General features: G+C 64.6%; 19 protein-coding genes. 13 read left to right on the forward strand and 6 right to left on the reverse strand.

From position 1 onward, the window contains the following. Nucleotide 1: 1 nt before the first annotated feature. From CGZ66_RS11210 to CGZ66_RS11230, 5 genes are all read right to left on the reverse strand, one after another. Nucleotides 2-463 carry a Ros/MucR family transcriptional regulator gene (locus CGZ66_RS11210; protein WP_095084073.1) on the reverse strand — a complete coding sequence of 154 codons (462 nt, stop codon included), beginning with the start codon at nt 461-463 and terminating at the stop codon, nt 2-4. Between the two features lie 214 nt (nt 464-677). Beyond that, on the reverse strand, nt 678-1,382 hold the full coding sequence (locus CGZ66_RS11215; RefSeq protein WP_095084074.1) for an ROK family protein: 705 nt from the start codon (nt 1,380-1,382) through the stop codon (nt 678-680). 14 nt (nt 1,383-1,396) lie between these two features. Further along, the gene (gene zwf, locus CGZ66_RS11220; protein ID WP_095084075.1) at nt 1,397-2,773 is read right to left on the reverse strand and encodes a glucose-6-phosphate dehydrogenase; all 1,377 of its coding nucleotides are present in this window, start codon (nt 2,771-2,773) and stop codon (nt 1,397-1,399) included. A gap of 22 nt (nt 2,774-2,795) precedes the next feature. Next, a complete protein-coding gene (gene gnd, locus CGZ66_RS11225) occupies nt 2,796-3,809 on the reverse strand; it encodes a phosphogluconate dehydrogenase (NAD(+)-dependent, decarboxylating) (RefSeq protein WP_095084076.1) in 1,014 nt (337 codons plus the stop codon). Between the two features lie 34 nt (nt 3,810-3,843). Next, a complete protein-coding gene (locus tag CGZ66_RS11230) occupies nt 3,844-6,276 on the reverse strand; it encodes a glucan 1,4-alpha-glucosidase (RefSeq protein WP_095084077.1) in 2,433 nt (810 codons plus the stop codon). 152 nt (nt 6,277-6,428) lie between these two features. Between CGZ66_RS11230 and CGZ66_RS11235 the strand changes: the two genes are divergently transcribed. The 8 genes from CGZ66_RS11235 (at nt 6,429) to CGZ66_RS11270 (ending at nt 16,345) form a co-directional block, all read left to right on the forward strand. Beyond that, nucleotides 6,429-7,715, forward strand: a complete 1,287-nt coding sequence (locus tag CGZ66_RS11235; protein ID WP_095084078.1) for a sensor histidine kinase — start codon at nt 6,429-6,431, stop codon at nt 7,713-7,715. After that, nucleotides 7,715-8,449 (forward strand): response regulator transcription factor, encoded by a 735-nt coding sequence (locus CGZ66_RS11240; RefSeq protein ID WP_095084079.1) that lies wholly within the window; start codon nt 7,715-7,717, stop codon nt 8,447-8,449. The genes CGZ66_RS11235 and CGZ66_RS11240 overlap by 1 nt, the downstream gene beginning before the upstream one ends. Nucleotides 8,450-8,663: 214 nt before the next feature. Beyond that, the gene (locus tag CGZ66_RS11245; protein WP_095084080.1) at nt 8,664-9,554 is read left to right on the forward strand and encodes an SMP-30/gluconolactonase/LRE family protein; all 891 of its coding nucleotides are present in this window, start codon (nt 8,664-8,666) and stop codon (nt 9,552-9,554) included. Between the two features lie 94 nt (nt 9,555-9,648). Then, nucleotides 9,649-10,662, forward strand: a complete 1,014-nt coding sequence (locus tag CGZ66_RS11250; RefSeq protein ID WP_095084081.1) for a substrate-binding domain-containing protein — start codon at nt 9,649-9,651, stop codon at nt 10,660-10,662. A gap of 49 nt (nt 10,663-10,711) precedes the next feature. Then, a complete protein-coding gene (locus CGZ66_RS11255) occupies nt 10,712-12,181 on the forward strand; it encodes a sugar ABC transporter ATP-binding protein (protein ID WP_095084082.1) in 1,470 nt (489 codons plus the stop codon). Nucleotide 12,182: 1 nt separating this feature from the next. Next, nucleotides 12,183-13,163 carry an ABC transporter permease gene (locus tag CGZ66_RS11260; RefSeq protein WP_167392052.1) on the forward strand — a complete coding sequence of 327 codons (981 nt, stop codon included), beginning with the start codon at nt 12,183-12,185 and terminating at the stop codon, nt 13,161-13,163. Nucleotides 13,164-13,165: 2 nt separating this feature from the next. Continuing rightward, a complete protein-coding gene (locus CGZ66_RS11265; protein WP_095084084.1) occupies nt 13,166-14,113 on the forward strand; it encodes an ABC transporter permease in 948 nt (315 codons plus the stop codon). A gap of 165 nt (nt 14,114-14,278) precedes the next feature. Then, nucleotides 14,279-16,345, forward strand: a complete 2,067-nt coding sequence (locus tag CGZ66_RS11270) for a 3-hydroxyacyl-CoA dehydrogenase NAD-binding domain-containing protein (protein WP_095084085.1) — start codon at nt 14,279-14,281, stop codon at nt 16,343-16,345. A 4-nt stretch (nt 16,346-16,349) separates the two neighbouring features. Here CGZ66_RS11270 and CGZ66_RS11275 read toward each other — a convergent pair whose 3' ends face one another. Continuing rightward, nucleotides 16,350-17,156, reverse strand: coding sequence for a response regulator transcription factor (locus tag CGZ66_RS11275; protein WP_095084086.1), 807 nt, complete (start codon nt 17,154-17,156; stop codon nt 16,350-16,352). Between the two features lie 116 nt (nt 17,157-17,272). Here CGZ66_RS11275 and CGZ66_RS11280 point away from each other — a divergent pair, with 116 nt between their 5' ends. The 5 genes from CGZ66_RS11280 to CGZ66_RS11300 all read left to right on the forward strand — a co-directional run bounded on the left by CGZ66_RS11280 (nt 17,273) and on the right by CGZ66_RS11300 (nt 22,066). Next, nucleotides 17,273-18,409 (forward strand): ABC transporter ATP-binding protein, encoded by a 1,137-nt coding sequence (locus CGZ66_RS11280; protein ID WP_095084087.1) that lies wholly within the window; start codon nt 17,273-17,275, stop codon nt 18,407-18,409. After that, nucleotides 18,390-19,553 (forward strand): ABC transporter substrate-binding protein, encoded by a 1,164-nt coding sequence (locus tag CGZ66_RS11285; RefSeq protein ID WP_095084088.1) that lies wholly within the window; start codon nt 18,390-18,392, stop codon nt 19,551-19,553. Before CGZ66_RS11280 ends, CGZ66_RS11285 begins: the two co-directional genes overlap by 20 nt. A 64-nt stretch (nt 19,554-19,617) precedes the next feature. After that, the gene (locus tag CGZ66_RS11290) at nt 19,618-20,481 is read left to right on the forward strand and encodes an ABC transporter permease (RefSeq protein WP_095084400.1); all 864 of its coding nucleotides are present in this window, start codon (nt 19,618-19,620) and stop codon (nt 20,479-20,481) included. Beyond that, complete coding sequence (locus CGZ66_RS11295; protein WP_095084089.1) at nt 20,481-21,293, forward strand: ABC transporter permease; 813 nt, start codon at nt 20,481-20,483, stop codon at nt 21,291-21,293. The genes CGZ66_RS11290 and CGZ66_RS11295 overlap by 1 nt, the downstream gene beginning before the upstream one ends. Nucleotides 21,294-21,304: 11 nt before the next feature. Then, nucleotides 21,305-22,066: an SDR family NAD(P)-dependent oxidoreductase gene (locus CGZ66_RS11300; protein ID WP_095084401.1), complete on the forward strand. Its 762-nt coding sequence runs from the start codon at nt 21,305-21,307 to the stop codon at nt 22,064-22,066. Nucleotides 22,067-22,078 lie beyond the last annotated feature (12 nt).

Consider the following 22,078-nt stretch of genomic DNA (forward strand, 5'->3'; position numbering starts at 1 on the left):
CTCAGGCCGAGGCCTTCTTCCTGCCCCTGCCCTTGGCGGGCACGACTTCGGCGGCCTTGCGGCCGAGGCCGATCGACTTCGCCAGCAGCGAACGCGAAGCGGCATAGTTGGGGGCGACCATGGGATAGTCGGCCGGCAAGCCCCATTTGGCGCGATAGGCGTCCGGCGTCAGGCCGAAATGCACGCCGAGGTGCCGTTTCAGGGATTTGAACTTCTTGCCGTCCTCGAGGCAGATGATGAAATCCGGTGTTACCGATTTCCTGGGGTTGACCGCTGGGACCAGCGGTGCCGCCACCGGGACCACCGGCTGGCCGAGCCCGCTTATCGACGTGCTGACGCTGGCGATGAGATCGGCGAGACCAGAAGCGGGCAGGCGGTTCTTCTCGACGTAAGCGGACACGATGTGAGCGGTCAGCTCGAGCAGGTCGATGTCCTTACGGGCGCTGTCGTTATCGTCGGTCAATCTATTTCTCCGTCTAAAGCGAATGACCTGAAAATCGGATTCGATTCCCGGAAAGGATCATGCGCAAAATCAAAATGCTGCGGCGTCCTTTGTGCATCCACGAGACGGCAGCGTTGTTGTGGCGCGGAATTCCTAGTCGGCAAATCTGCGCAGCGCAATGACTTGATGCCGCGGCACACGTTATTTTGAACAACTATATTAAACAATAACAATATCAGACTATCAGCGCTTTGTCGCGCCACAAACGAAATCCGCCTTCAAAGGCGCGTGTGTTGTCGCCGCGCCGGCTGTCGGCGGGCAATTCATCGAGCTTCTCGACATTGCCGCCGCCAATGACGACGTAGTCAGGCTGCATGGCGGCGCGGAGCCGGTCGACGACGTCGAAGACATATTTGCGCCATCTCTTCTTGCCGCGCTTTTCCAAGCCGCGTTCGCCGACATAGTCCTCGAAGCTCTTGCCCTTCTTGTAGGGAAGATGGGCGAGTTCCATCGGCTGGGCGACATTGTCGACGATCATCGCGGCACCGAGACCGGTTCCCAACCCGATGAACAGCATGCGGCCGCCTTCATAACTGCCGATGGCCTGCATCAGCGCGTCGTTGACCACCTTCACCGGCTTGCCGAATTGCGCGGCGAAATCGTAGCCTGCCCAACCCTTGCCTAGATTGGCAGGGTCGGTGAGTGGCCTGTTGTGGTTGACCGGGCCGGGGTAGCCCATCGAGATGACGTCGTAGGACAAGCCCTCGGCTAACTTCTTTACCGTATCGGTCATCTGCTGCGGCGTCAGGCCGGGCCCGGAGTCGGCGCGCCGCTCCACGCCGCCGGCGCTGCTGAGAATCTTGACATGCGAGCCGCCAATGTCGATCGCAAGCACGATCTTCTCAGCGTCCGATGCCGGTTGCTTCACCGCTTTGGGCATTGCGCCACCTCCACTCACTTTACCGGATCGATCCAGCCATTGGGCGGCCCGAACCCGGCCATCGCGTCCGCCGGACCCCATGTGAGCGGTTCATAGACGTGCGGCGGCGTGGTGTCGCCGAGCACCGGGCCGACGATGCGCCAGGCCATTTCGCTGGCGTCCTGGCGGGTGAACAACTGGCCGTTGCCGTTCATGGCATCGCCGATCAGCCGCTCATAGGGCGGCATGTCGCTCTTGCTGTCGTCGAGCGCCGTCAGTTCGACCTGTTCGCCGATCATGTCGTCGCCCGCCGCCTTGCGCTGGGCGCCGATGGCGATCACCACTTGCGGATCGATGCGGAAGCGAACGTAGTTCTGGTCGGCCGGCTTGATCGGATCGAAGACGTCGAGCGGCGGCCGCTTCAGCCGCACCACCACTTCGGTGACATGCACCGGCATGTTCTTGCCGGCGCGGATGAAGAACGGCACATCCTGCCAGCGCCAGGTGTCGACGAAGAAACGCACCGCCGCAAAGGTCTCGACCGGTGAGTTCGGTGCCACGCCGGGTTCGGCCAGATAGCCGGTGAACTGACCGCGCACGACATCGTCTTTCGCCAAGGTCCGGATCGCCCGCAGCACCTGCACCTTCTCGTCGATCAAATCGTCGGCGGATCGGCCGACGGGTGGCTCCATGGCAAGCAGCAACAGGATGTTGAGCAGATGGTTCTCGATGACGTCCCGGATGCAGCCGACGTTGTCATAGAAGCGGCCACGCCCCTCGACGCCGAAATCCTCGGCCATGGTGATCTGCACGCTCTCGACGAAGTTGCGGTTCCAGATCGGCTCCAGAAAGGAATTGGCAAAGCGGAAATAGAGCAGGTTCTGGATCGCTTCCTTGCCGAGATAATGGTCGATGCGGAAGATCGACTGTTCGTCGAAAACCAGATGCAGAACCCGGTTCAGCCAGCGCGCCGATTGCAGATCGTGGCCGAAGGGCTTTTCCACCATCAGCCGCGCGCCACGAGCCGTGCCCGATTGCTCCAGTCCCTGGACGACGGTCTCGAACATGGTCGGCGGCACCGCCATGTAGTGCAGCGGCCGCTGGGCGGTGCCGAGCGCGCTTTTGAGTTTCTCGAACGTCGCCGGATCGCGGTAGTCGCCGCTGACATAGCGCAGCAGGGAGGCGAACTTGGCGAACAATTTTTCGTCGATCTTGCCGAGCGCATTGACGATGCCGTCGCGGGCGCGCGCCTGCAATTGCTGAAGGTCCCAGGCGTCGAACGCCACGCCGATCACCGGTTCGGTGAGCGTACCCTTGGCCACCATCTGGTAAAGGGCTGGAAATATCTTCTTGTGGGCGAGGTCGCCGGTGGCTCCGAAGAGCACCAGCGTGTCGGACCGTTCCGGGGTCATCGGCGTGTCTCCCCTGCCGCCGTCACGAGCCGGACTTCGGCTTCTCGACATGGCCGCCAAAGGCATAACGCATTGCCGAGAGCAGCTTGTCGGAGAATTCGGACTCGCCTTGGGAGGAGAAGCGGTCGAACAGCGCCGAGGACAGAACCGGCGCCGGCACGCCGGTGTCGATCGCCGCCTTCAGCGTCCAGCGGCCTTCGCCGGAATCCGAGACGCGGCCGCCGAAATTCGCCAGGCCCGGATCATTCTTCAGCGCGCCCGCGGTGAGATCGAGCAACCAGGAGCCGATGACGCTGCCATGCCGCCAAACCTCGGCCACCTGAGGGAGGTCGACGTCGAACTGGTAGTATTGAGGGTTTTCCAGGGGGCTGGTCTCGGCGTCCGCCGTTCGTTGCCGCTTGCCGGCATTGGCCGACTTCAGGATGTTCATGCCTTCTGCATAGGCGGCCATCACGCCATATTCGATGCCGTTGTGCACCATCTTGACGAAGTGGCCGGCACCGCTCGGCCCGCAATGCAGATAGCCAAAGGGTGCGGTCCCGGCATCCTTGGGCGGATTGGAGCCGGCATCGGCACCGGGCGCCAGCGTGGCAAAGATCGAATCAAGGTGCTGCACCGCCACGTCGGGACCGCCGATCATCAGGCAATAGCCACGCTCAAGGCCCCAGACACCGCCGCTGGTTCCGACATCGACAAGATGGATACCCTTGGCGGCCAGTTTCGCGGCCTGGTCGACGGCGTCGTGATAGTAGGAATTGCCGCCGTCGATGATGATGTCGCCTGGTTCCATCAGGGCGGCGACCTGATCGATGATCTTGCCGGTGATCGCCGCCGGCAGCATCAGCCACACACAGCGCGGCTTGACCAGCTTGCCGACGAATTCTTCCATGGATGCCGTTCCTGAAGCGCCGTCGGTCACCAGAGCCGCGACGCTGGCCGGGTTGATGTCGTAGACGACGCATTCGTGGCCGTCGCGCATCAGGCGCCGGACCATGTTGGCGCCCATCCGGCCCAATCCCATCATTCCGATCTGCATGGTTTCGTCCCTGTTTCCTGGAGATTTACTGGGTTTATCGAGGAAGGATCGACTGGCTATCCTGATCGCCTGATATGACGGAGAAGTCGACATTCTCCCAATCGCCGGCTTCGGGCCAGAAAAAAGTGAAGATCAGCGAGCTTCCGCAGGGGAGGCTGGCCGTGGGCAGGTCGACAAGATGGATGCCGAAAGCGTTCTCGATCGTCTGGCTGTCGGCGGCGGTCGCCCAGTGATCGCTACTCCAGCGAACCGTCGCCGGGGCCAAGAGCTCGACGCGCAGCGTCTTGCCGGCCGGCAGCGTGCGGATCTTGTTGTTGAAGCGCCATGTCCTGAACGGCGACACGGTCTTGTCCTCGATGTAGCGCTTGACGCCTTGCGGCGGCATGTCGAAGACCGTGCCATCGCGCAACGAGCGCAACAGCTTGATATGCTCCGAATGCGCCCAGACCAGCGGCATGGCGCTGCCCGAGGGGCGACCGTGCAGCAGTTCGCGCTCGGCCATGTCGGCGCCGTCCCAGACCTGTTCGGGCAGCAGGCCGCCCAGCCCGGCCGAGCCTTCCAGCGCAGCCAGCAGGTCTACAGCTCTGTCCTTGCGTCCGGCTGCAAGCTCGTAATGGGCGCGTTCGCCGGCGAGCAACGGCCACGGCCGGCCCTGACCGGTGCCGTCGAAGGGTGCGCCATCCTCATGCTCGCCATAGCCATCGTCATTGTAGCGGTACCAGAGCGGCCCCTGCGGCAGGTCGCAGCGCAATTGCGCATCGATGATCGTGACCGTGTCGACGATACGCGGATCGTCGGCTGCCCTCAGGCCGAAGCGGACGAGAGCCAGTGCGTCCGGGCTGACGATCGCCTCGGTTGGCTGGTCAGTATCGCCGGGCGGCCGGTTCTTGATCGGGACATAGCCGTCCTTCGGCGAACCGGCCTCGGCGCTGTCGGGTGGAGCGATGCGCACATAATAACCGCCGACGCCGGCCTGCCTGCCGAGTGCCGTGCCGGTGACATAGGTCCAACGCTCGACCTGGTCGTTCCAGACATCGGCGGTCTCGCGCAGATAGGTCGCGGCGACCTGCTTGCCGCAGCCGTCGAGCAGGTCGGCCGCGGCAAGCAGTGCCGCGATCTCGACGGCAAGCGTGAACGGGCTGTAACCGGCATCCTCTTCCCAGCGGTCCTCACCGGTGACGGGTCCGTTGCGCACGACATAGCCGGCGGCGCGCTCGATCATCGGCTGAAAGGCGAGCAGCCTGGCTTGCGGCAGGTGCCCGGCGCGGTGCAGCGCATCGGCCAGCAGCAACGGGAAGGCGCATTCGTCCATCTGGATGCCTGGCCAATAGGCCGATCCGTCGAGCCAGGCGTTCTGCGGCCAGTGGCCGTCCGGCTGCTGGATGGAGCTGAGATAGTCGAGGATTTGCAGGGCCGACGCGGCATCGCCGGCGGCGAGAAAACCACCGGCCGTCTCGACCAGATCGCGCGGCCAGACCAGATGGTAGCCGCCGAGGTCGTCGTCACCCTTATTGAAGCCCCACGGAATCGAAAGGCTGGCGACCGCCGCACCCGGTATCGCGATCGACCGGTGGGTCGACAGGACCGCGGTCGAGACGCGATAGAAGTTGATCCCGGATTCGCCATGCCGGTCCAGCGGCAGCAGGCTCTTTTGCCATTTGCGCCATCTCTCGACGTAGGCTTTGGCGGCGTGCTCAAAGCCTTGCTTCAGGCTGGCGAAGGCATTTTCGGCCGCCTCGTCCGATGTCGCGCCAAAGCCCAGCGCCAGCACGGCCGTTGTCTTGGAAGGGGTAAAGCCGATCTCGCCGGTCAGCGCGACATTGCCGTCCTCGGCCCGCTGGCAGGCCGGATCGAGCTCGCCTGTATTGTGGAGCTGCTGCCAGCCGTCGGAGACGCCGACATAGCCGGCCGAGCCGGTTCGCCAGGGCAGTGACGAGGCCAGCGCCAGGCAGGTGCCGCGCCCCGAGGCGAACAGCACAGGTTTTCCCTTGTGGTCACCGACCCAGGCGGTGTTGCCCATGCCAGCATTGACGAGATGCGGCGCCAGCAAGGCGTAGACGCGATGGTCGCCTGCGGCACCCTTGAGCGCTGTGAAGGTAATTTCCTGCAGCAAAGCGGGCCGCGCCGGGTCGGCGAGGATGCGCTTTTCGATCCGGTAGGCGCCGTCAGTCGCGGTGTTGACCAGCCTGTAGGCCGGCACGCCGTCCTCGAATGGCTCGACGGCGTGCACAGCATCGCGTTTTTCTTCGGAGAAATAGCCGTCGGGGCCGGTGACGATCAGGCCGAGGTCGCGCGTGCAGGCGCTGTCGAGGTGCGGATAGTAGATCTCGTTGAGAATGCCATGGCTGATCGTGAACCAGATATGGCCGTTTGGCGAAAGGGACGTTCCAACGCCACTCTTGGCGCTTGACGTCCAGCGGGCCGGAATTCCCGGGGCGCCCGGAGCAACGGTTGGCGTCACTGGCATTCGATTGCGATCTCCTGGCCCTTTCCCTAGACCAGGACGCGAACCCTTTTCAATCGTTGCACCGCAAGTTGATCGCCACGGCCAATGGCGCCCTCGTTGACAGGGGCGCCGCGTAGCGTCCACTATTCCCGGTACGGGAGGATCGCGAAGCCATGCCGGAGGTGTCCCTGGTCCTGATCGACCGGTTGCTGGCGATTTCGGCGGCGCTTGCCGGCCATATCGATCCCGGCACGGCGTTTCGCGCCACAGCCATCGAGATCGGAACGCTCATTCCGCACGACCACATGGATCTGGCGGTGCTGTCGCATGACGGGCGCAGGCATGCCTGTTATGAAGCCGGCTTCCACACCAGCTGGAGCGAGCTTGCCCAGCATCCGCTGCCGACCGAAGTCAGCCCGATTCGCTCGGTGCTGTGGGGCGAGGTGGCATATCTGCTCTCCGACGACGCGCTGCGCGACGAGCGCTTCCATTTCGCCACGGCCATCGACGGACCGATCTTCGCCGCCAAGCTGCGCAGCCGCATCGTCGTGCCCCTCAGGGCGCGCGGCGGCATCATCGGGGCGCTGAACATCAGCCGGCACGAGGTTGGCTGCTACACGCTTGCCGATGTCGCGGTCGCCCAGCAATGCGCCGACCTGATCGCGCCTTATATCTTTGCGCTGATCCAGACCGAGGAGGCGCGCCGCGCCATGCTTGCCGAGAGCGAGGCGCGCAACCGCGTCGAATTGCTGCGCGTCGGCGCCTCGCAGCTGACCGAAGGCATGGAGCGCGAACGCCGGCGCATGGCGATGGACCTGCATGACCAGACGCTTGCCGACCTCGCCCGCATCGCACGCCAGCTTTCGGCCCTGCGCGGCCAGGGCGTGGCGCGGGCGGCGCAGCTGGCAGACCTCGAGCAGGAGGTCGCCGGCTGCCTGACGGAACTGCGCCACATAGTCGATGACATGCGGCCGAGCGTGCTCGAACTGTTCGGCCTGCGCGACGCGGTCGAAGCGCATCTCAACCGCAGTGTCGCCAGAGCCAAGCCGCCTATCGCCGTGCGCATCGCCGACACCAGCGACGGCGGCGCCGACAATCTGCCGGAGCCCGTCCGCACGGCACTTTACCGGATCGTGCAGGAAGCCATCAACAACGCGGTTCGCCACGCCGCGCCGCGCCGCATCGATGTGCTGCTGGCGTCGACGGCAAGCGTGCTGCGGGTGATCGTCACCGATGACGGCCAGGGCTGTGGCACTGTCGATCCGGCCGCCCATGGCGGCATTGGCCACATGCATACGCGCGCCGCGCTGATCGGTGCGCGGCTGCGCATCGGGCAGGCCGGCCGCAAGAGTGGCGGCACGCGTGTCGTCGTGGAGATCGACCGCCGGCCGTCGCGGGAGCTGCCGGTTGCGGCAGCTGCAGCGGCGCCCGGCCAGCTCGCCGTGTCGGAGGCCATGTGATGCTTGTGATGATCGCCGAAAATGACGGACTGCACCGCACCTTCGCGCGGCGCACCGTCGAGCAATTGTGGCCCGGCGACGTCGAGGTGATCGAAGCGAGCGACGGCGAGGACGCCATCAACCTGGCGGCCGAGCGCGAGCCGCCGCATGTCGTGCTCGACCTGCAGATGCCGAAGGCGACCGGGATCGAGGTTGCCAGGGCGATCTGGAACCGCCGCGCCGGCACGCACATCCTGTTCTGGTCGAATTTCGCCGACGAGGCCTATGTGCGCGGCGTGGCGCGCATCGTGCCGCCGGGCTCGGTCTATGGCTATGTGCTGAAATCGGCAACGGAGGAGGGCATGCGCTCGGCCTTGCGCGGCGTTTTCCGCGAGGGCCACTGCATCATCGACCGCGAGATCCGCGGCATCCAGCACCGCGTCCAGGACAAGTTCGAGGGAATCACCGACGGCGAATATGAAAGCCTGATCGACATCGCGCTTGGCCTGACCGACCGGGCGATCGCCGCCCGCCGCGGCCTGTCGATCCGCGGCGCGCAGAGCCGCATCAAGCATGTCTACGACAAGCTCGGTATCGTGCCGCCGGAGGACGGCGCCGGCGATGCATCCGTGTTCAACTCGCGGACGCGGGCGATCTATCTCGCCATGGCGCGCGGCCTGATCAACATCGACGCGCTGCGCCGCGAGCAGGACCGGCTCGACGCCTGGCTGGCGCAGGCTTCGCCCGATCACTGATCGCAGCCACAGCGGTTCGGAAAGCCGTTTGACACTTTTCCTTTGCTTGGGCCCGACTGTGCAAATGCACAGTCGGGCGTGCGCTTTGACCCGTATCGCCACGCCGGTGCCGCAACTACCTTCGATCCCCAATAAGAAAACATGTCAGGGAAGCGCTCATGCCATTCGTCGCCATGCGAATTCGCACGGCTGTTCGCGCCGCCAGGCACCAGTGATGTCGGTGTCGGCGCGAGCTCGCCATTCCGGCTTCGACGACGTCGTCGGCGATGCGACGATCGAAACGCTGGCGAGCGGCTTCGGTTTCCTCGAAGGGCCGGTGTGGCACCCCTATGAAAAGTGGCTGGTTTTCTCCGACATTCCGGAAAGCCGCATGTATCGCCGCAGCGCCACGGGCGAGATCGAGCTGTTCCGCGAGCCGAGCCACAAAGCCAATGGCAATACGCTGGATCGCCAGGGACGGTTGGTCACCTGCGAACACGCGACGAGCCGGGTGACCCGCGCCGAACCCAATGGCAGCGTGACCGTTCTTGCCACACACCATCAGAACAAGCAGCTCAACAGCCCGAACGATATCGTCGTTGCCACCGGCGGCTCGATCTACTTCACCGATCCGGGTTATGGCCGAGTGGAATTCTACGGCGTACCGCGGCCGCAGGAATTGTCTTTCCAGGGCGTCTACCGCATCGACGGCGACGGCGCCCGGCTGACATTGCTGGCCGACGATTTCGTCCAGCCGAACGGGCTTTGCTTCTCGCTGGACGAGTCGCGGCTGTTTATCAACGACACCGAACGCGGACATATCAGGGTGTTCGGCGTCGAGGCGGATGGCGACCTCAACGGCGGTGCGGTGTGGGCGGTGACAGAGGGTGACGGGCCGGGAGCGCCGGACGGCATGAAGATCGACAGCCGCGGCAATGTCTACTGCACCGGCCCCGGCGGCATCCATGTCTTCGACGCGTCGGGTGCCATTCTGGGCGTCATCCGGACGCCGGAAGACTGCGCGAATTTCACCTTCGGCGACGATGATCTGAGGAGCCTGTACATCGCCGCATCGACGTCGCTGTACCGGCTCCGGGTGCGGGTGCCGGGATTGAGACTGTTTTGAGTTCGGGACCGTCCGTGCTCAAATCAGATTGGGAGTGAGGCCGGGGTCAAAACCGGCAGGAACTGCAGCAGTAAACATCTGGGAGGATTACGACATGAAGAAACTGTTTGTCTTGGGCGCTCTGGCGGCGATGCTCGCCTCGGGCACCGCACTTGCCGACACCAGTGGCAAGAAGATCGCCTTCTCCAACAACTACGCCGGCAATTCGTGGCGGCAGGCGATGCTCGACAGCTATGGCATCGTCACCAAGAAGGCGGTCGCCGACAAGGTCGTCGGCGCGGCCGATATCTTCACGACCGCCGACAAGGAAGTGCCGACGCAGGCGGCTCAGGTGCAGAACCTGATCCTGCAGGGCTATGACGCGATCGTCATCAACTCCGCTTCGCCGGACGCGCTCAACGGCGCCATCAAGCAGGCGTGTGACGCCGGCATCACCGTCGTCTCCTTCGACGGCACCGTCACCGAACCTTGCGCCTATCGCGTCGTCGTCGACTTCAAGGACATGGGCAAGCAGGAAGTCGAGCAGATGGCCAAGTTCCAGCCCAAGGGCGGCAATCTGCTGGAAATCCGTGGCCTTGCCGGCACCTCGATCGACGACGCCATCCATGCCGGCATCCTTGAAGGTGTCGCTGCCCATCCCGAGTTCAAGATCGTCGGTTCGGTGACCGGCGATTGGGACCAGACCACGGCGCAGAAGGCGGTCGCGACCATCCTGCCGTCGCTGCCCGACGTCGTCGGCATCGTCGACCAGGGCGGTGACGGCTACGGCGCGGCGCAGGCCTTTGCCGCCGCCGGCAAGCCGCGCCCGACCATCATCATGGGCAACCGCCAGGACGAATTGCAGTGGTGGAAGGAACAGAAGGACAAGGACGGCTACAAGACCTGGTCGGCGTCGATCGCGCCGGGCGTGTCGTCGCTCGCATTCTGGGTGGCGCAACAGGTGCTCGACGGCCGCACCGACATCCCGCACGATCTGCTGGTGCCGTATCTGGCCTTCACCCAGGACGATTTCGAGGCCGAACTGCCGAAGATCGTCAAGGGTGGCGTCGCCAGCCACGAATACACGCAAGAGGACGCGATCGCGGCCATCAAAGCCAACATCAAGTGAGTGTCGGAGAAGCGTTGCCGTCCGTATCGTCGAGCGGATATCGTTGAGCATGGTTGCAGGGAACGCTGACATCATCAGACTGAACGGCGCCGAAAAACATTTCGGCGCCGTTCGCGCGCTGGGCGGCGTGGATTTCCACGTTGGCCCCGGCGAATGCGTTGGGCTTGTCGGCCACAATGGCGCCGGCAAGTCGACGCTGATGCATATGGTTGCGGGCACGCTGGTGCCCGACAGCGGCCAGATCGGCGTGCATGGCGGCATCGAGGACAATTACTCGGTGTCGCGGGCACAGCAACTGGGCATACGCTGCGTCTTCCAGGAATTGTCGTTGTGTCCCAACCTCAGCGTTGCAGAAAACACGCGCATCAACCATGCCTCGCTGCGCGGCTTCGGCTGGCGGCGCAAGGCGGCCGAACTGATCGCCGCCAAGCTCGACGAGATCTTTCCCGGTCACAGCATCTCGGCGTCCGACATCGTCGGCGACCTGTCGATCGGCCGGCGCCAGATGGTCGAGGTGGCGCGCGCCTTCACGGTCACGCAGGATAGGCTCGACCTCGTCATCCTGGACGAGCCGACATCGTCGCTCGACGCGCACACGGCAGGACAGTTGCTGGCGTTCGTGCGCCGCTTCGTCGCCGGCGGCAAAAGCTGCATCCTGATCTCGCATGTGCTGGGCGAGGTGTTGCGGAATGCCGACCGCATCGTGGTGATGCGCGACGGCAAGGTGGTTGTCGCCGACGCCGCTGGTGCCTTCGACCGCGACCGGCTGGTGACGGCGATGGGCGGGGCGGAAGCGCGCCAGAAGATCGCGGCGCAAGTCGCCGACGCCAAACCAGGGGCCAGCGCGCTCCGGGTGCGGGCGCGACCCGCCGTGCAGAAGGACGGCACCGACCTTGTCGCCCGTGCCGGCGAGATCATCGGCCTAGCCGGTCTGGCGGGCCATGGCCAGACCGACCTGTTGCTGGCGATCTTCGCTGCTGCATCGCGTGCCCGAGCCGGTATCGAGGTCACCGCGCCAGTGGCGCTGGTGGCCGGCGACCGCCAGTCGGATGGCATCTTCCCGCAATGGTCGATTGTGCAGAATATCGGCATCCGCTCGCTGGCGCGTTTGCGCAACGGGCTGTTGATCTCGCCGCAGCGCGAGGCCGAACTCGCTGCAGTCTGGCAAAAGAAGATCGGCATCCGCACGCCGGACATGAACAACAACATCTTCTCGCTGTCGGGCGGTAACCAGCAGAAGGCGCTGTTTGCCCGGGCGCTTGGCTCGGACGCGCAGATCGTGCTGATGGACGACCCGATGCGCGGCGTCGATATAGGCACCAAACTGGAGGTCTATGACCTCGTACAGGAAGAGGCCCGCCGCGGCCGCACTTTCCTTTGGTACACCACAGAAACCGAAGAGCTCGACAATTGCGACCACATCTATGTCTTCAAGAACGGCCGCATCGTCGCCAATCTGGGCCGCGACGAATTGACCGAAGAGAAGATTATCCAGTCCTCGTTCGGCGATGCGGCCTGAGATGACGGCCGCCAGCCTCGACACCACTGCCAGGAGTTCCGCCGAGCGCGGCGCGCTGGCCCGCGCCCGCCTGTTGCGAGGGTTGTTGCCGGCGCTGTCGCTGGCGCTGGTGCTGCTCGCCATCGCCTGGCTCAATCCGCGGGCCATCAGCTATTTCGGCTTCAGCCTGATGCTGAACCTCGCGATCCCGATCGCCCTGGCGACGATCGCGCAGATGTTCGTCATCGCCGGCAATGAACTCGACCTGTCGATCGGCACTTTCGTCGGTTTCGTCGGCTGCGTGACCGCGACGTGGCTGAAGGACGCGCCGCTGATCGGTGTCGCCATCCTGCTCGGGTCGATCGGCGTCTATGCTTTGCTCGGCGCGCTGATCCATCTGCGCAACCTGCCTTCGATCGTGGTGACGCTTGGGATGAGCTTCGTCTGGCAAGGTCTGGCCATCCTCGTCCTGCCCAAACCCGGCGGGAAGGCGCCGGACTGGCTGCTGGCCTTCATGGCATTCAAACCGCCTTTCGTGCCGTTCCCGATCATCGCGGCGCTGCTGATCGGCCTCATCGTCCATTTCGGGCTGATGCGTACCTCCTATGGCGTGATCCTGCGTGGTTCCGGCGGCAATCCGGCCGCCCTCGGCCGCGCCGGCTGGTCGCTGCTCAAGACCAAGATCGTGCTGTTTGCGCTGGCCGGCCTGTTCGGCGTGCTGTCCGGCATGGCGCTGATTGGCATCACCACCTCGGCCGATGCCAATATCGGCAATGGCTACACGCTGCTGGCGATTGCCGGCGTCATCCTCGGCGGCGGCGAATTCGTCGGCGGCCGGGTGTCGCCGATCGGCGCGGTGATCGGCGCGCTGACACTGGCGCTGGCCGCCTCGCCGCTGCTCACCTTTATGCACATTCCGCCCGACTGGCAGGTGGCCGCCAATGGCGCCATCCTGATCATCGTGCTGGCGGCCCGCGTCCTGATCAGCCGCCGGGAGAGGTAGCCATGGCCGCATTGAAACCACTGCTTGCCAAACCCTGGATCTGGTCGTTCCTCGGTGCCTTGCTGGTGTGGCTGGCGACGATCGCCTTCACCGGCGGCTATGGCGCCGGCGGCATGGTCACCGCGGCACTGTCGCTGGCGGTGTTCACCGTCATTGTCGGTGTCGGCCAGATGTTCGTCATCACGCTTGGGCCTGGTAATGTCGACCTGTCGCTGCCGGCCAATATCGGCCTTGCCAGCGCCGTCGCCATGAAGGTGATGGACGGCAACGATGCCATGATCGTGGTCGGGCTTTTGGCGGCGCTCGCCACGGGTGCCGCGATCGGCGCCGCCAACTATTTGCTGATCTGGGCGCTGCGCATCCCGCCGATCATAGCCACGCTGTCGGCCAGCTTCATCATCCAGTCGATCGACATCAGCTATGGGCGCGGGTTGCAGATCAAGCCGCCGCCCGGCTTCGCCGATTTCGCCAACTGGCAGGTGCTGGGCATTCCGGTGCTGGCGATCCTTACCGTGCTGTTCACCGTCGGTGCCGCCATCGCGCTGCAGCGGATGATCTATGGCCGCTCGGTGCTGGCGATCGGCCAGAACATCCGCGCGGCGTGGCTTGCCGGCGTCAATGTCGGCCTTATACGCTTCCTCACCTATACGCTGTCCGGGGCGCTCGGCGGCATCGACGGGGCGCTGCTCGCCGGCTATTTCCGTGGCGCCAATGTCGATATCGGCAACGAATATCTGCTGGCCTCGATCGCCGTCGTCGTCATTGGCGGCACCTCGGTGGCCGGCGGCAAAGCCAACGTGCCGGGCGTCTGGGGTGCGGCGCTGTTCCTGGTGCTGCTTTTGACCATGCTCAACACGTTCGGCGTCAGTGCCGGCGTGCGGCTGCTGCTGACAGGGCTTATCATCGTCGGTGTCATCACGGCCGCGGGTGGGCAGAAGGCGCTGCGGTAGTCGCGATGGCGCGCAGTGTGGCGGCGGCGGAGGCCGCCGGCGCGCAGCGGCACGTCAAGGCCGGTAATCATTGTGCCAGGCCGGCACCCGGTTCCCATCGGCGTCGTGGCGCTGTAAATCCCGTGCGCGCGGCTGCAAGCCGCTCACCAATGCTGGGAGGTTTGCGTGTCCGATTTCCTGAAGGTCAGCCGCGACGGCGATGTCGCCATCGTCACCATCGACAATCCGCCGGTCAATGCGCTGAGCTTTCATGTTCGCGAACCGCTGATGCAGGCTCTCGTTGGGCTGCGGGATGATCCGACGGTCGCGGCGATCGTCATCGCCTGCGCCGGCCGAACGTTCGTTGCCGGCGCCGACATCACCGAATTCGGCAAGCCGGTGCAGCAGCCCGAACTGCGCGCCATCGTGGCAACGCTGGAAACCATCGCCAAGCCGACGATCGCCGCCATCCACGGCACCGCGCTGGGCGGCGGCCTGGAGCTGGCGCTCGGCTGTCATTTCCGCGTCGCCGACGCCGGCGCCAAGCTCGGCCTGCCGGAAGTCAAGCTCGGTCTCTTGCCGGGCGGCGGCGGCACGGTGCGGTTGCCGCGCCTTGTCGGCGCGGTGAAGGCGCTCAAGATGATCGTTTCCGGTGCGTTGATCGGGGCAGAAGAGGCGCATGCCGCCGGTCTGGTCGACGCCGTCTTCAAAGGCGATCTGACCACGCATGCCGTGAACTTCGCCAGGGAAATAGCCCGCAAGGGTGGTCCCTTCACGCCGGTGCGCGATCGAAATGATGGGCCTAGGGAAACCGACCTGGCGGCTTTCGACGCCGAGGCGGCGGACCTTGCCAAGAAAGCGCGCGGCCTCGAAGCGCCGATCGCCTGTGCGCAGGCGGTGCGCAATGCCGTCACGCTGCCGTTCGACGAGGCGCTGGCGGCGGAGCGCGCGCTGTTCGTCGAGCTCGTCGCCAGCGACCAGTCGCGCGCGCAGCGCCACCTGTTCTTCGCCGAACGTGAGGCGGCAAAGATTCCCGGCAAAGATATCATCAAGCGCAGGATCGCGCGTATCGGCATCATCGGCGCCGGCACCATGGGCGGCGGCATCGCCATGGCTTTCGCCAATGGCGGCTATTCCGTCACCTTGCTGGAGACCAGCCAGGAGGTGCTGCAACGCGGCCTGGGCACCATCGACAAGAACTATGCCGTCTCCGTCACGCGGGGATCATTGACCGAAGATGCGAAGTGGCAGCGGCTGGCCCAATTCACCGGCTCCACCAACTATGCCGATCTCGCTGATTGCGACTTGATCGTCGAGGCGGTGTTCGAAGACATGGCAGTCAAGAAGGAAGTCTTCGGCAAGCTCGACGCGGTGGCCAAGCCCGGCGCCATCCTCGCCACAAACACCTCCTATCTCGACATCAACGAAATCGCTGCCTCGACTTCACGCCCGCAGGATGTGCTCGGACTGCATTTCTTTTCGCCGGCAAATGTCATGAAGCTCTTGGAGATCGTGCGCGCCGAGAAGACCGCTCCCGAGGCGCTGGCTACCGTCGTCGACCTGGCGCGGCGGATCGGCAAGGTGGCTGTCGTCGTCGGCGTCTGCCACGGTTTTGTCGGCAACCGCATGCTGGCGGCGCGTGGCGCCGAGTCCGAGGCGCTTCTGCTGGAGGGCGCAACGCCGCGCCAGATCGACCAGGCGTTTACCGATTTCGGCTGGCCGATGGGGCCGTTCCAGATGGGCGATCTCGCCGGCCTCGACATTGGCTGGCGCAACCGCAAGGCGCGCGGCCAGACGGCCGTGATCGCCGACACCCTGTGCGAACAAGGGCGTTTCGGCCAGAAGACCGGCCGTGGTTTCTATCTCTACGAGGCCAGCGAACGCACGCCGGTTCCTGACCCGCAAGTCGAGGCGCTGATCCGCGACAAGGCGGCCGAGAAGGGCATCGTGCCGCGCGCGATCGGCGCGGAAGAAATCATCGAACGCACGCTCTATCCCCTGGTCAACGAGGGCGCCAAGATCCTGGAGGAAGGGATCGCCGCCCGCGCCTCCGACATCGATGTCGTCTGGGCCAATGGCTATGGCTTTCCCGTCGGCAAGGGCGGACCGATGTTCTGGGCCGGCCTCGAAGGGCCGGCCAAGCTCATCGAGCGGCTCGACCATTGGCATCAGCGGACGGGCAAGGACGTGTTCAAGGTGGCGCCATTGCTCAGGCGGATGGCCGAAACCGGCTCCTGGGAAACCGGGGGCTAAGGAACTACCGAACCCGTGCGTCGATGATCTCGACGAAGCGCGCGAACAGGCCGGCCTGCGACTTGATCTTGAGCTTGCGGTAGATGTTGCGGCGATGGACCTTCACGGTTCCCGGCACGATGCGCATCGCCCTGGCGATCGATTCGGTTGAATGCCCCTGCAGCACCAGGTCGACGACATGCTTTTCGCGCGGCGTCAGCGACAGGCTCTGCCAGATATGGGCGCGATCGAACTCGTTGACCGGAGCGATCGTCTCGTCCTGCTTTGTCTCGGGCGGTTCGTCGGCCGGGAGGGCAGGCCAGCGCAATCTGGCGAAGCTGATCACCGCCGGAGCCATGTCGCGCAGAAGCCTGGCATCGGCGGTGCCAAACGGACCCGACGCGCACAGCCGCATCAGCGACAACACCAGCGCGTCCTTTCCCGGCAAAGGCACGAAGAAGCCGACCTCCTCGGCCAGCCTGGTCTGGCTGTAATAGGAGCGGAAATATTCGCTGGCGTAGAAGCGGTCCGGCGCGAGTTCGCGCATGCGCCAGAACCCTTCCTTGCGCTCCACCGCCGCATGGTGGAACGGGTCGAGCAGATAGGGACCTTCCTGGTAGAGCGCGACGAAGACATGGCTTTCGGCCGGCGAAAAGGTCTCGAACAGCAGCGGCGGGCGTGCGGCACCGCGATAGCCGAAGATCACGCAGTGGTCGAAGCTGACATGCTGGCGCAGCCAATCGACCATCGCCTTGCCGAAGAGGTCGCCGCTCGTCTCCCGCGTCGCGGTGACAAGCGTTGCAAGCTGGCCGTATTCGTCGCTGCGGGACAATCCATACCCCCTTAAACGAGAAAATAGATCAGATATACCACCTGCGAGGTATATACTAGCTGCCATTGGCTCTGGTAGCGTCCTGAAATTGCCCTGTTGCTGGAGCCCCCGCAGCCTTGACCGCAGTGCCCGACATCGAGTTTCGCGGCGTCACCAAACGCTATGGCGCGGTGACCGCGGTCAGCGGCATCGATCTTGCCGTCCCGCCTTCCGCCTTTGTCGCCCTGCTCGGACCGTCCGGCTGCGGCAAGACGACCTGCCTGCGCATGATAGGCGGCTTCGAGCAGCCGAGCGAAGGCCAGGTGTTCATTCGCGGCCAGGACATGGCCGGCACGCCGCCCTACCGGCGGCCTGTCAACATGGTGTTCCAGCAATACGCGCTGTTTCCGCATCTCGATGTCGAGGACAACGTCGCCTACGGGCTGCGCCAGGCACGGCCGCGGCTGTCGTCGCGCGAGATCGCCTCAAGGGTCGGCGAGGCGCTGGCAATGGTGCGGCTCGCCGGCTATGGCCGCCGCAAGGTCCACGAACTGTCCGGCGGCCAGCAGCAGCGTGTCGCGCTGGCGCGCGCACTGGTCAACAAGCCGGCCGTGCTGCTGCTTGACGAGCCGCTGGCCGCACTCGACAAGAAGCTGCGCACCGACATGCAGATCGAGCTGCAGAACCTGCAGCGCGAGATCGGCATCACCTTCGTATTGGTCACCCACGACCAGGAGGAGGCGCTGTCGATGAGCGATTTTGTCTGCGTCATGAATGGCGGCCGCATAGTCCAGCTCGGACAGCCGAGTGAGATCTATGACGAGCCGGCCGATCTGTTCGTCGCCGATTTCGTCGGCAAGACCAATTTGCTGAGCGGCAAGGTCGCCGGGCAGTCGGGCGAGCTGGTGGATATCGCGCTTGCCGACGGCACCGTCATTGCGGCGCGCAAGCGGACGGCCTTGCGGCAGGGCGAGACCGTCTCAGTCAGCCTGCGTCCTGAATCGCTCAGTCTCGGCGCTCCGGAAAGCGGCCGGTTCAAGGGCATTGTCCGGAACCGGATTTTCCTCGGGTCGACCGCCGAATACGCGATCGAGGTCCAGGGCATCGGGACGCTACTCGCCAAGGCTGATCACCTGATCGGCCACGGCAATCTCTTCAAGCCGGGTGAACCCGTCGCCATCGGCTTTGCCGCCGGAACGCCCTTGGCGTTTCCGGACCCCAAGAACAACGGGACCAACCAGAGGGTAACCAAACATGTCGAAATCATATCGTGACGGACTGCCAATAAGCCCTGAAAACTTCGTCGACCAACTGATGCGCCTCAAGCGCGGCTCGATCGGCCGCCGCGACTTCCTCGGCCTCACCGGCCTCGGCATTGCGACGGCGGTGATGGCGCGCGAGATCGGCATCATGCCGACGCCGGCCTTTGCCGCTGAAAGCCTCGGCGACCGCATGTCGATCGCGACCTGGCCGAACTATCATGACCCGGCGACATTCGAGAATTTCAAGAAGGACACCGGCGTTGCCGTCGAGGTCAACGTGTTCGGCTCCAACGAGGAGATGCTGGCCAAGCTGCAGGCCGGCGCCTCCGGCTGGAGCCTGTTCGTGCCGACCAACTACACGATCTCGACCTACCAGAAGCTCGGCATCATCGAGGCGCTCGATATGGCGAAACTGCCGAATTTCGACGGCTCGCAGGAAGATCCGCGCTTCACCTCGGAAGGCACGATCGACGGGACGACCTACGCCGTGCCGAAGAACTGGGGCACCACCGGCTTTGCCGTCAACACCAAGCAGCTGACCAAGCCGATGACCAGCTGGAAGGATTTCTGGGACACAGCGATGGCGGAGGGCGACGGCCGCACCATGGTGCACGACTACCAGCTGACCACGATCGGCAATGCGCTGAAATATTACGGCTATTCGTTCAACTCGCTGAAGCAGGACGAACTCGCCAAGGCGGAGGAATTGCTGCTGAAGGTCAAGCCGCATCTGTTCGCGGTCTCATCCGACTACCAGCCGGGAATGCGCGCGGGTGATGCCTGGATGACCATGTGCTGGACCAATGACGGTGCGCAGCTGCATCGCGACATTCCCGAGATCGCCTATGTGCTGGGCAAGGAAGGCGGCGAGATCTGGACCGATTTCTATGCCATTCCAAAGGACGCCCCGAACAAGCCCGCCGGCTACGCGCTGCTCAACTACCTGATGAATCCGCAGGTCGCGGTCAAGGAGCACCTGGCCAATGGTGCGCCGTCGACCGATGCGCGGGTCAACAAGCTGCTGCCCAAGGAGGTGCTCGACAATCCGATCCTCTATCCGGCGGCGGACCTGTTGACGCCGCTCGAGTTCGGTGCGGCGGCTACACTGACCGATCCCGGCCGGGCCGAACTGATGGCCCGCTTCAAGTCGGCCTGAGCGACCGGCCTGATGCAGACAATTGACCGGCGGGCACATGTCCGCCGGCACCGGGGCGGTTTCAATGCACGGCAATAAACTTCGTGATAATCTGCTGACCGCCTTGCTGCTCGGTCCGGCGGCGGCGTGGCTGGTGGTCTTCCTGGTGCTGCCGTTCATAGCCATCGCCGTGTTCAGCGTCGGCGAGCGGGCGCCGGAGGGCGGCTACCAGGCGGCCTTTACGCTGGCGCAATATGCCAATCTTCCGGCGCGGGCGACCGCCTTCTGGAACACCATGATGCTGGCGCCGATGGGGGCGCTTGCCTGTCTTCTCGTCGCCTATCCAGTTGCCTATTACCTCGCCCTGCAAGCGCCGCAGCGCTGGCGGCTGATCCTGCTCGCGCTCGTCGTCATCCCGTTCTGGACCAGCCTTCTGATGCGGACCTATGCCTGGATGTATGTGCTGGGCGGGCGCGGCATTCCGGCTCTGCTCGCTTATGTCGGCTTCGAGGATATCAGGCTGATCAACACGCCGGGCGCCGTGCTGCTCGGCATCGTCTATGGCTATCTGCCGCTGATGATCCTGCCGATCTATGTCAGCCTCGAGCGGCTCGACCGCCGGCTGCTGGAAGCCTCCGCCGATCTCGGTGCGACGCCACTCTCCACATTCCTTGGCGTGACGCTGAAACTGTCGCTGCCGGGGGTGATGACCGGCTTCTCGCTGGTGATGATCCTGCTGCTCGGCGAGTATCTGATCCCGACGCTGCTTGGCGGCGGCAAGGTGTTCTTCATCGGCAATGCGCTGGTCGACCTGTTCCTGCAGTCGCGCAACTGGCCGTTCGGATCGGCCATCGCGATCACACTGGTGCTGGTCTCGGTGGTGGTGCTGATCGCGGCCAATCGCATCTCGACCCAAGTCTCGGGCGCCCGCCGGGTGGATCTGATCTGATGCGCGCCTTCGTCATTGCCGTCTTCGCCTTCCTCTATCTGCCGATCGCGCTGGTGGTGCTGTTCTCCTTCAACGCCGGGCACCATGCGAGCGAGTTAACCGGCTTTTCCGTGCAATGGTACGGCAAGGCGCTGGCCAACCCGTTCCTGGTCGAAGCGTTGAAGAACAGCCTGTTCATCGCCACCACCAGCGCCTCGCTGGCGGCGCTGTGCGGCACTGCGGCCGCGCTTGGCCTGGCGCGCGTCAGTGTACGGACCCGCGCTGTCTTCGATGCGCTTCTGGGTGCCGCGATCGTCGTTCCCGGGGTCGTCATCGGCATCTCGACGCTGGTCGCACTCGTCCAGCTGTTCGCGGTCGTCAACCCGTTCCTCGCCTCGATATGGCCCTACGACCAGCCGCCGCGCCTGTCGCTCGGCTATGGCTCGATCATTGCGGCGCATGGCCTGTTTTCGATGGCGCTGGTGACGATGATCGTCGGCACGCGTCTCGGCAGCCTCGACCGCAACCTGGTCGAGGCCTCGAGCGATCTCTACGCCACGCCATTGACGACGTTTCGCAGCATCGTCCTTCCGCAGATCATGCCGGCGGTGGTTGCCGGTTACCTGCTCGCCTTCACCTTTTCCTTCGACGATTTCATCGTCGCCTTCTTCGTCGCCGGTGCGCAAACCACGCTGCCGATCTATGTGTTCGCGTCGATCCGGCGCGGCGTGACGCCGGAAATCAATGCCATCGCGACGATCGTGCTCGTCGCCTCCGTGCTGCTTGTGGTGCTTGCCCAATGGCAGCTGCGCCAACGCAAACCATCAAACTGAAAGTCGCACCCATGATCCTCAAAGACCGCATCGCCGTGGTGACGGGTGCCGGCTCCGGCATCGGGCGCGCCGGCGCCATGATCATGGCTAGGGAAGGCGCGCTGGTCGTCATCGCCGACCGGGACCAGGCCAGCGGCGAGGCAACGGCTTGCGACATCCGCGCGGCGGGCGGCCGGGCCGAGGCGCTCGCCACCGATGTCGCGGATGACGCGGCGGTCGAGCAGCTCATTGCCGGCACGCTCGACAGGCACGGGCGTATCGACATCCTGCACAATCATGCCGGCATCCAGGTCGGCGGCACGCTGACCGAAGTCGAGGTCGGCGGCATGGATGCCTCGTGGCGGGTCAATGTGCGGGCGCAATTCCTGGCGGCCAGGCTGGTCATGCCGTCGATGATCGCACAGGGCGGCGGTGTCATCCTCAACACCGCCTCGAATTCGGGCGTGTTCTACGACCGCGAGATGATCGCCTACGCCACGTCGAAACATGCGGTGGTGGCGATGACCAGGCAGATGTCGCTCGACTATGCCAGCGACAATGTCCGCGTCAACGCGCTCTGCCCAGGCTGGGTCGACACGCCGTTCAACGAGCCGTTCATCGCCCAGATGGGCGGTCGCGAGGCGATCGAAAACTATGTCCGCACCAAGATCCCGATGGGGCGCTGGGCCAGCGCAGAAGAGATCGCCGAGGCGATCCTGTTCCTCGTTTCCGACCGTTCATCCTTCATGACCGGCCAGGCGCTTGTGATCGACGGTGGCGAAAGCATCGGCTGACGCGGCCTATTT

The sequence above is a fragment of the Mesorhizobium sophorae genome (genome assembly GCF_002270415.1).
Taxonomy (GTDB): domain Bacteria; phylum Pseudomonadota; class Alphaproteobacteria; order Rhizobiales; family Rhizobiaceae; genus Mesorhizobium; species Mesorhizobium sophorae.

What these genes read in the sequence shown, in the direction of transcription:
- CGZ66_RS11265 (WP_095084084.1), top strand. Translation starts at nt 13,166, where the DNA reads ATGGCCGCATTGAAACCACTGCTTGCCAAACCCTGGATCTGGTCGTTC.
- CGZ66_RS11245 (WP_095084080.1), top strand. Translation starts at nt 8,664, where the DNA reads ATGTCGGTGTCGGCGCGAGCTCGCCATTCCGGCTTCGACGACGTCGTC.
- CGZ66_RS11250 (WP_095084081.1), top strand. Translation starts at nt 9,649, where the DNA reads ATGAAGAAACTGTTTGTCTTGGGCGCTCTGGCGGCGATGCTCGCCTCG.
- CGZ66_RS11215 (WP_095084074.1), bottom strand. Translation starts at nt 1,382, where the DNA reads ATGCCCAAAGCGGTGAAGCAACCGGCATCGGACGCTGAGAAGATCGTG.
- CGZ66_RS11230 (WP_095084077.1), bottom strand. Translation starts at nt 6,276, where the DNA reads ATGCCAGTGACGCCAACCGTTGCTCCGGGCGCCCCGGGAATTCCGGCC.
- CGZ66_RS11255 (WP_095084082.1), top strand. Translation starts at nt 10,712, where the DNA reads ATGGTTGCAGGGAACGCTGACATCATCAGACTGAACGGCGCCGAAAAA.
- CGZ66_RS11290 (WP_095084400.1), top strand. Translation starts at nt 19,618, where the DNA reads ATGCACGGCAATAAACTTCGTGATAATCTGCTGACCGCCTTGCTGCTC.
- CGZ66_RS11295 (WP_095084089.1), top strand. Translation starts at nt 20,481, where the DNA reads ATGCGCGCCTTCGTCATTGCCGTCTTCGCCTTCCTCTATCTGCCGATC.
- CGZ66_RS11300 (WP_095084401.1), top strand. Translation starts at nt 21,305, where the DNA reads ATGATCCTCAAAGACCGCATCGCCGTGGTGACGGGTGCCGGCTCCGGC.
- CGZ66_RS11260 (WP_167392052.1), top strand. Translation starts at nt 12,183, where the DNA reads ATGACGGCCGCCAGCCTCGACACCACTGCCAGGAGTTCCGCCGAGCGC.
- CGZ66_RS11285 (WP_095084088.1), top strand. Translation starts at nt 18,390, where the DNA reads ATGTCGAAATCATATCGTGACGGACTGCCAATAAGCCCTGAAAACTTC.
- CGZ66_RS11235 (WP_095084078.1), top strand. Translation starts at nt 6,429, where the DNA reads ATGCCGGAGGTGTCCCTGGTCCTGATCGACCGGTTGCTGGCGATTTCG.
- zwf (WP_095084075.1), bottom strand. Translation starts at nt 2,773, where the DNA reads ATGACCCCGGAACGGTCCGACACGCTGGTGCTCTTCGGAGCCACCGGC.
- gnd (WP_095084076.1), bottom strand. Translation starts at nt 3,809, where the DNA reads ATGCAGATCGGAATGATGGGATTGGGCCGGATGGGCGCCAACATGGTC.
- CGZ66_RS11240 (WP_095084079.1), top strand. Translation starts at nt 7,715, where the DNA reads ATGCTTGTGATGATCGCCGAAAATGACGGACTGCACCGCACCTTCGCG.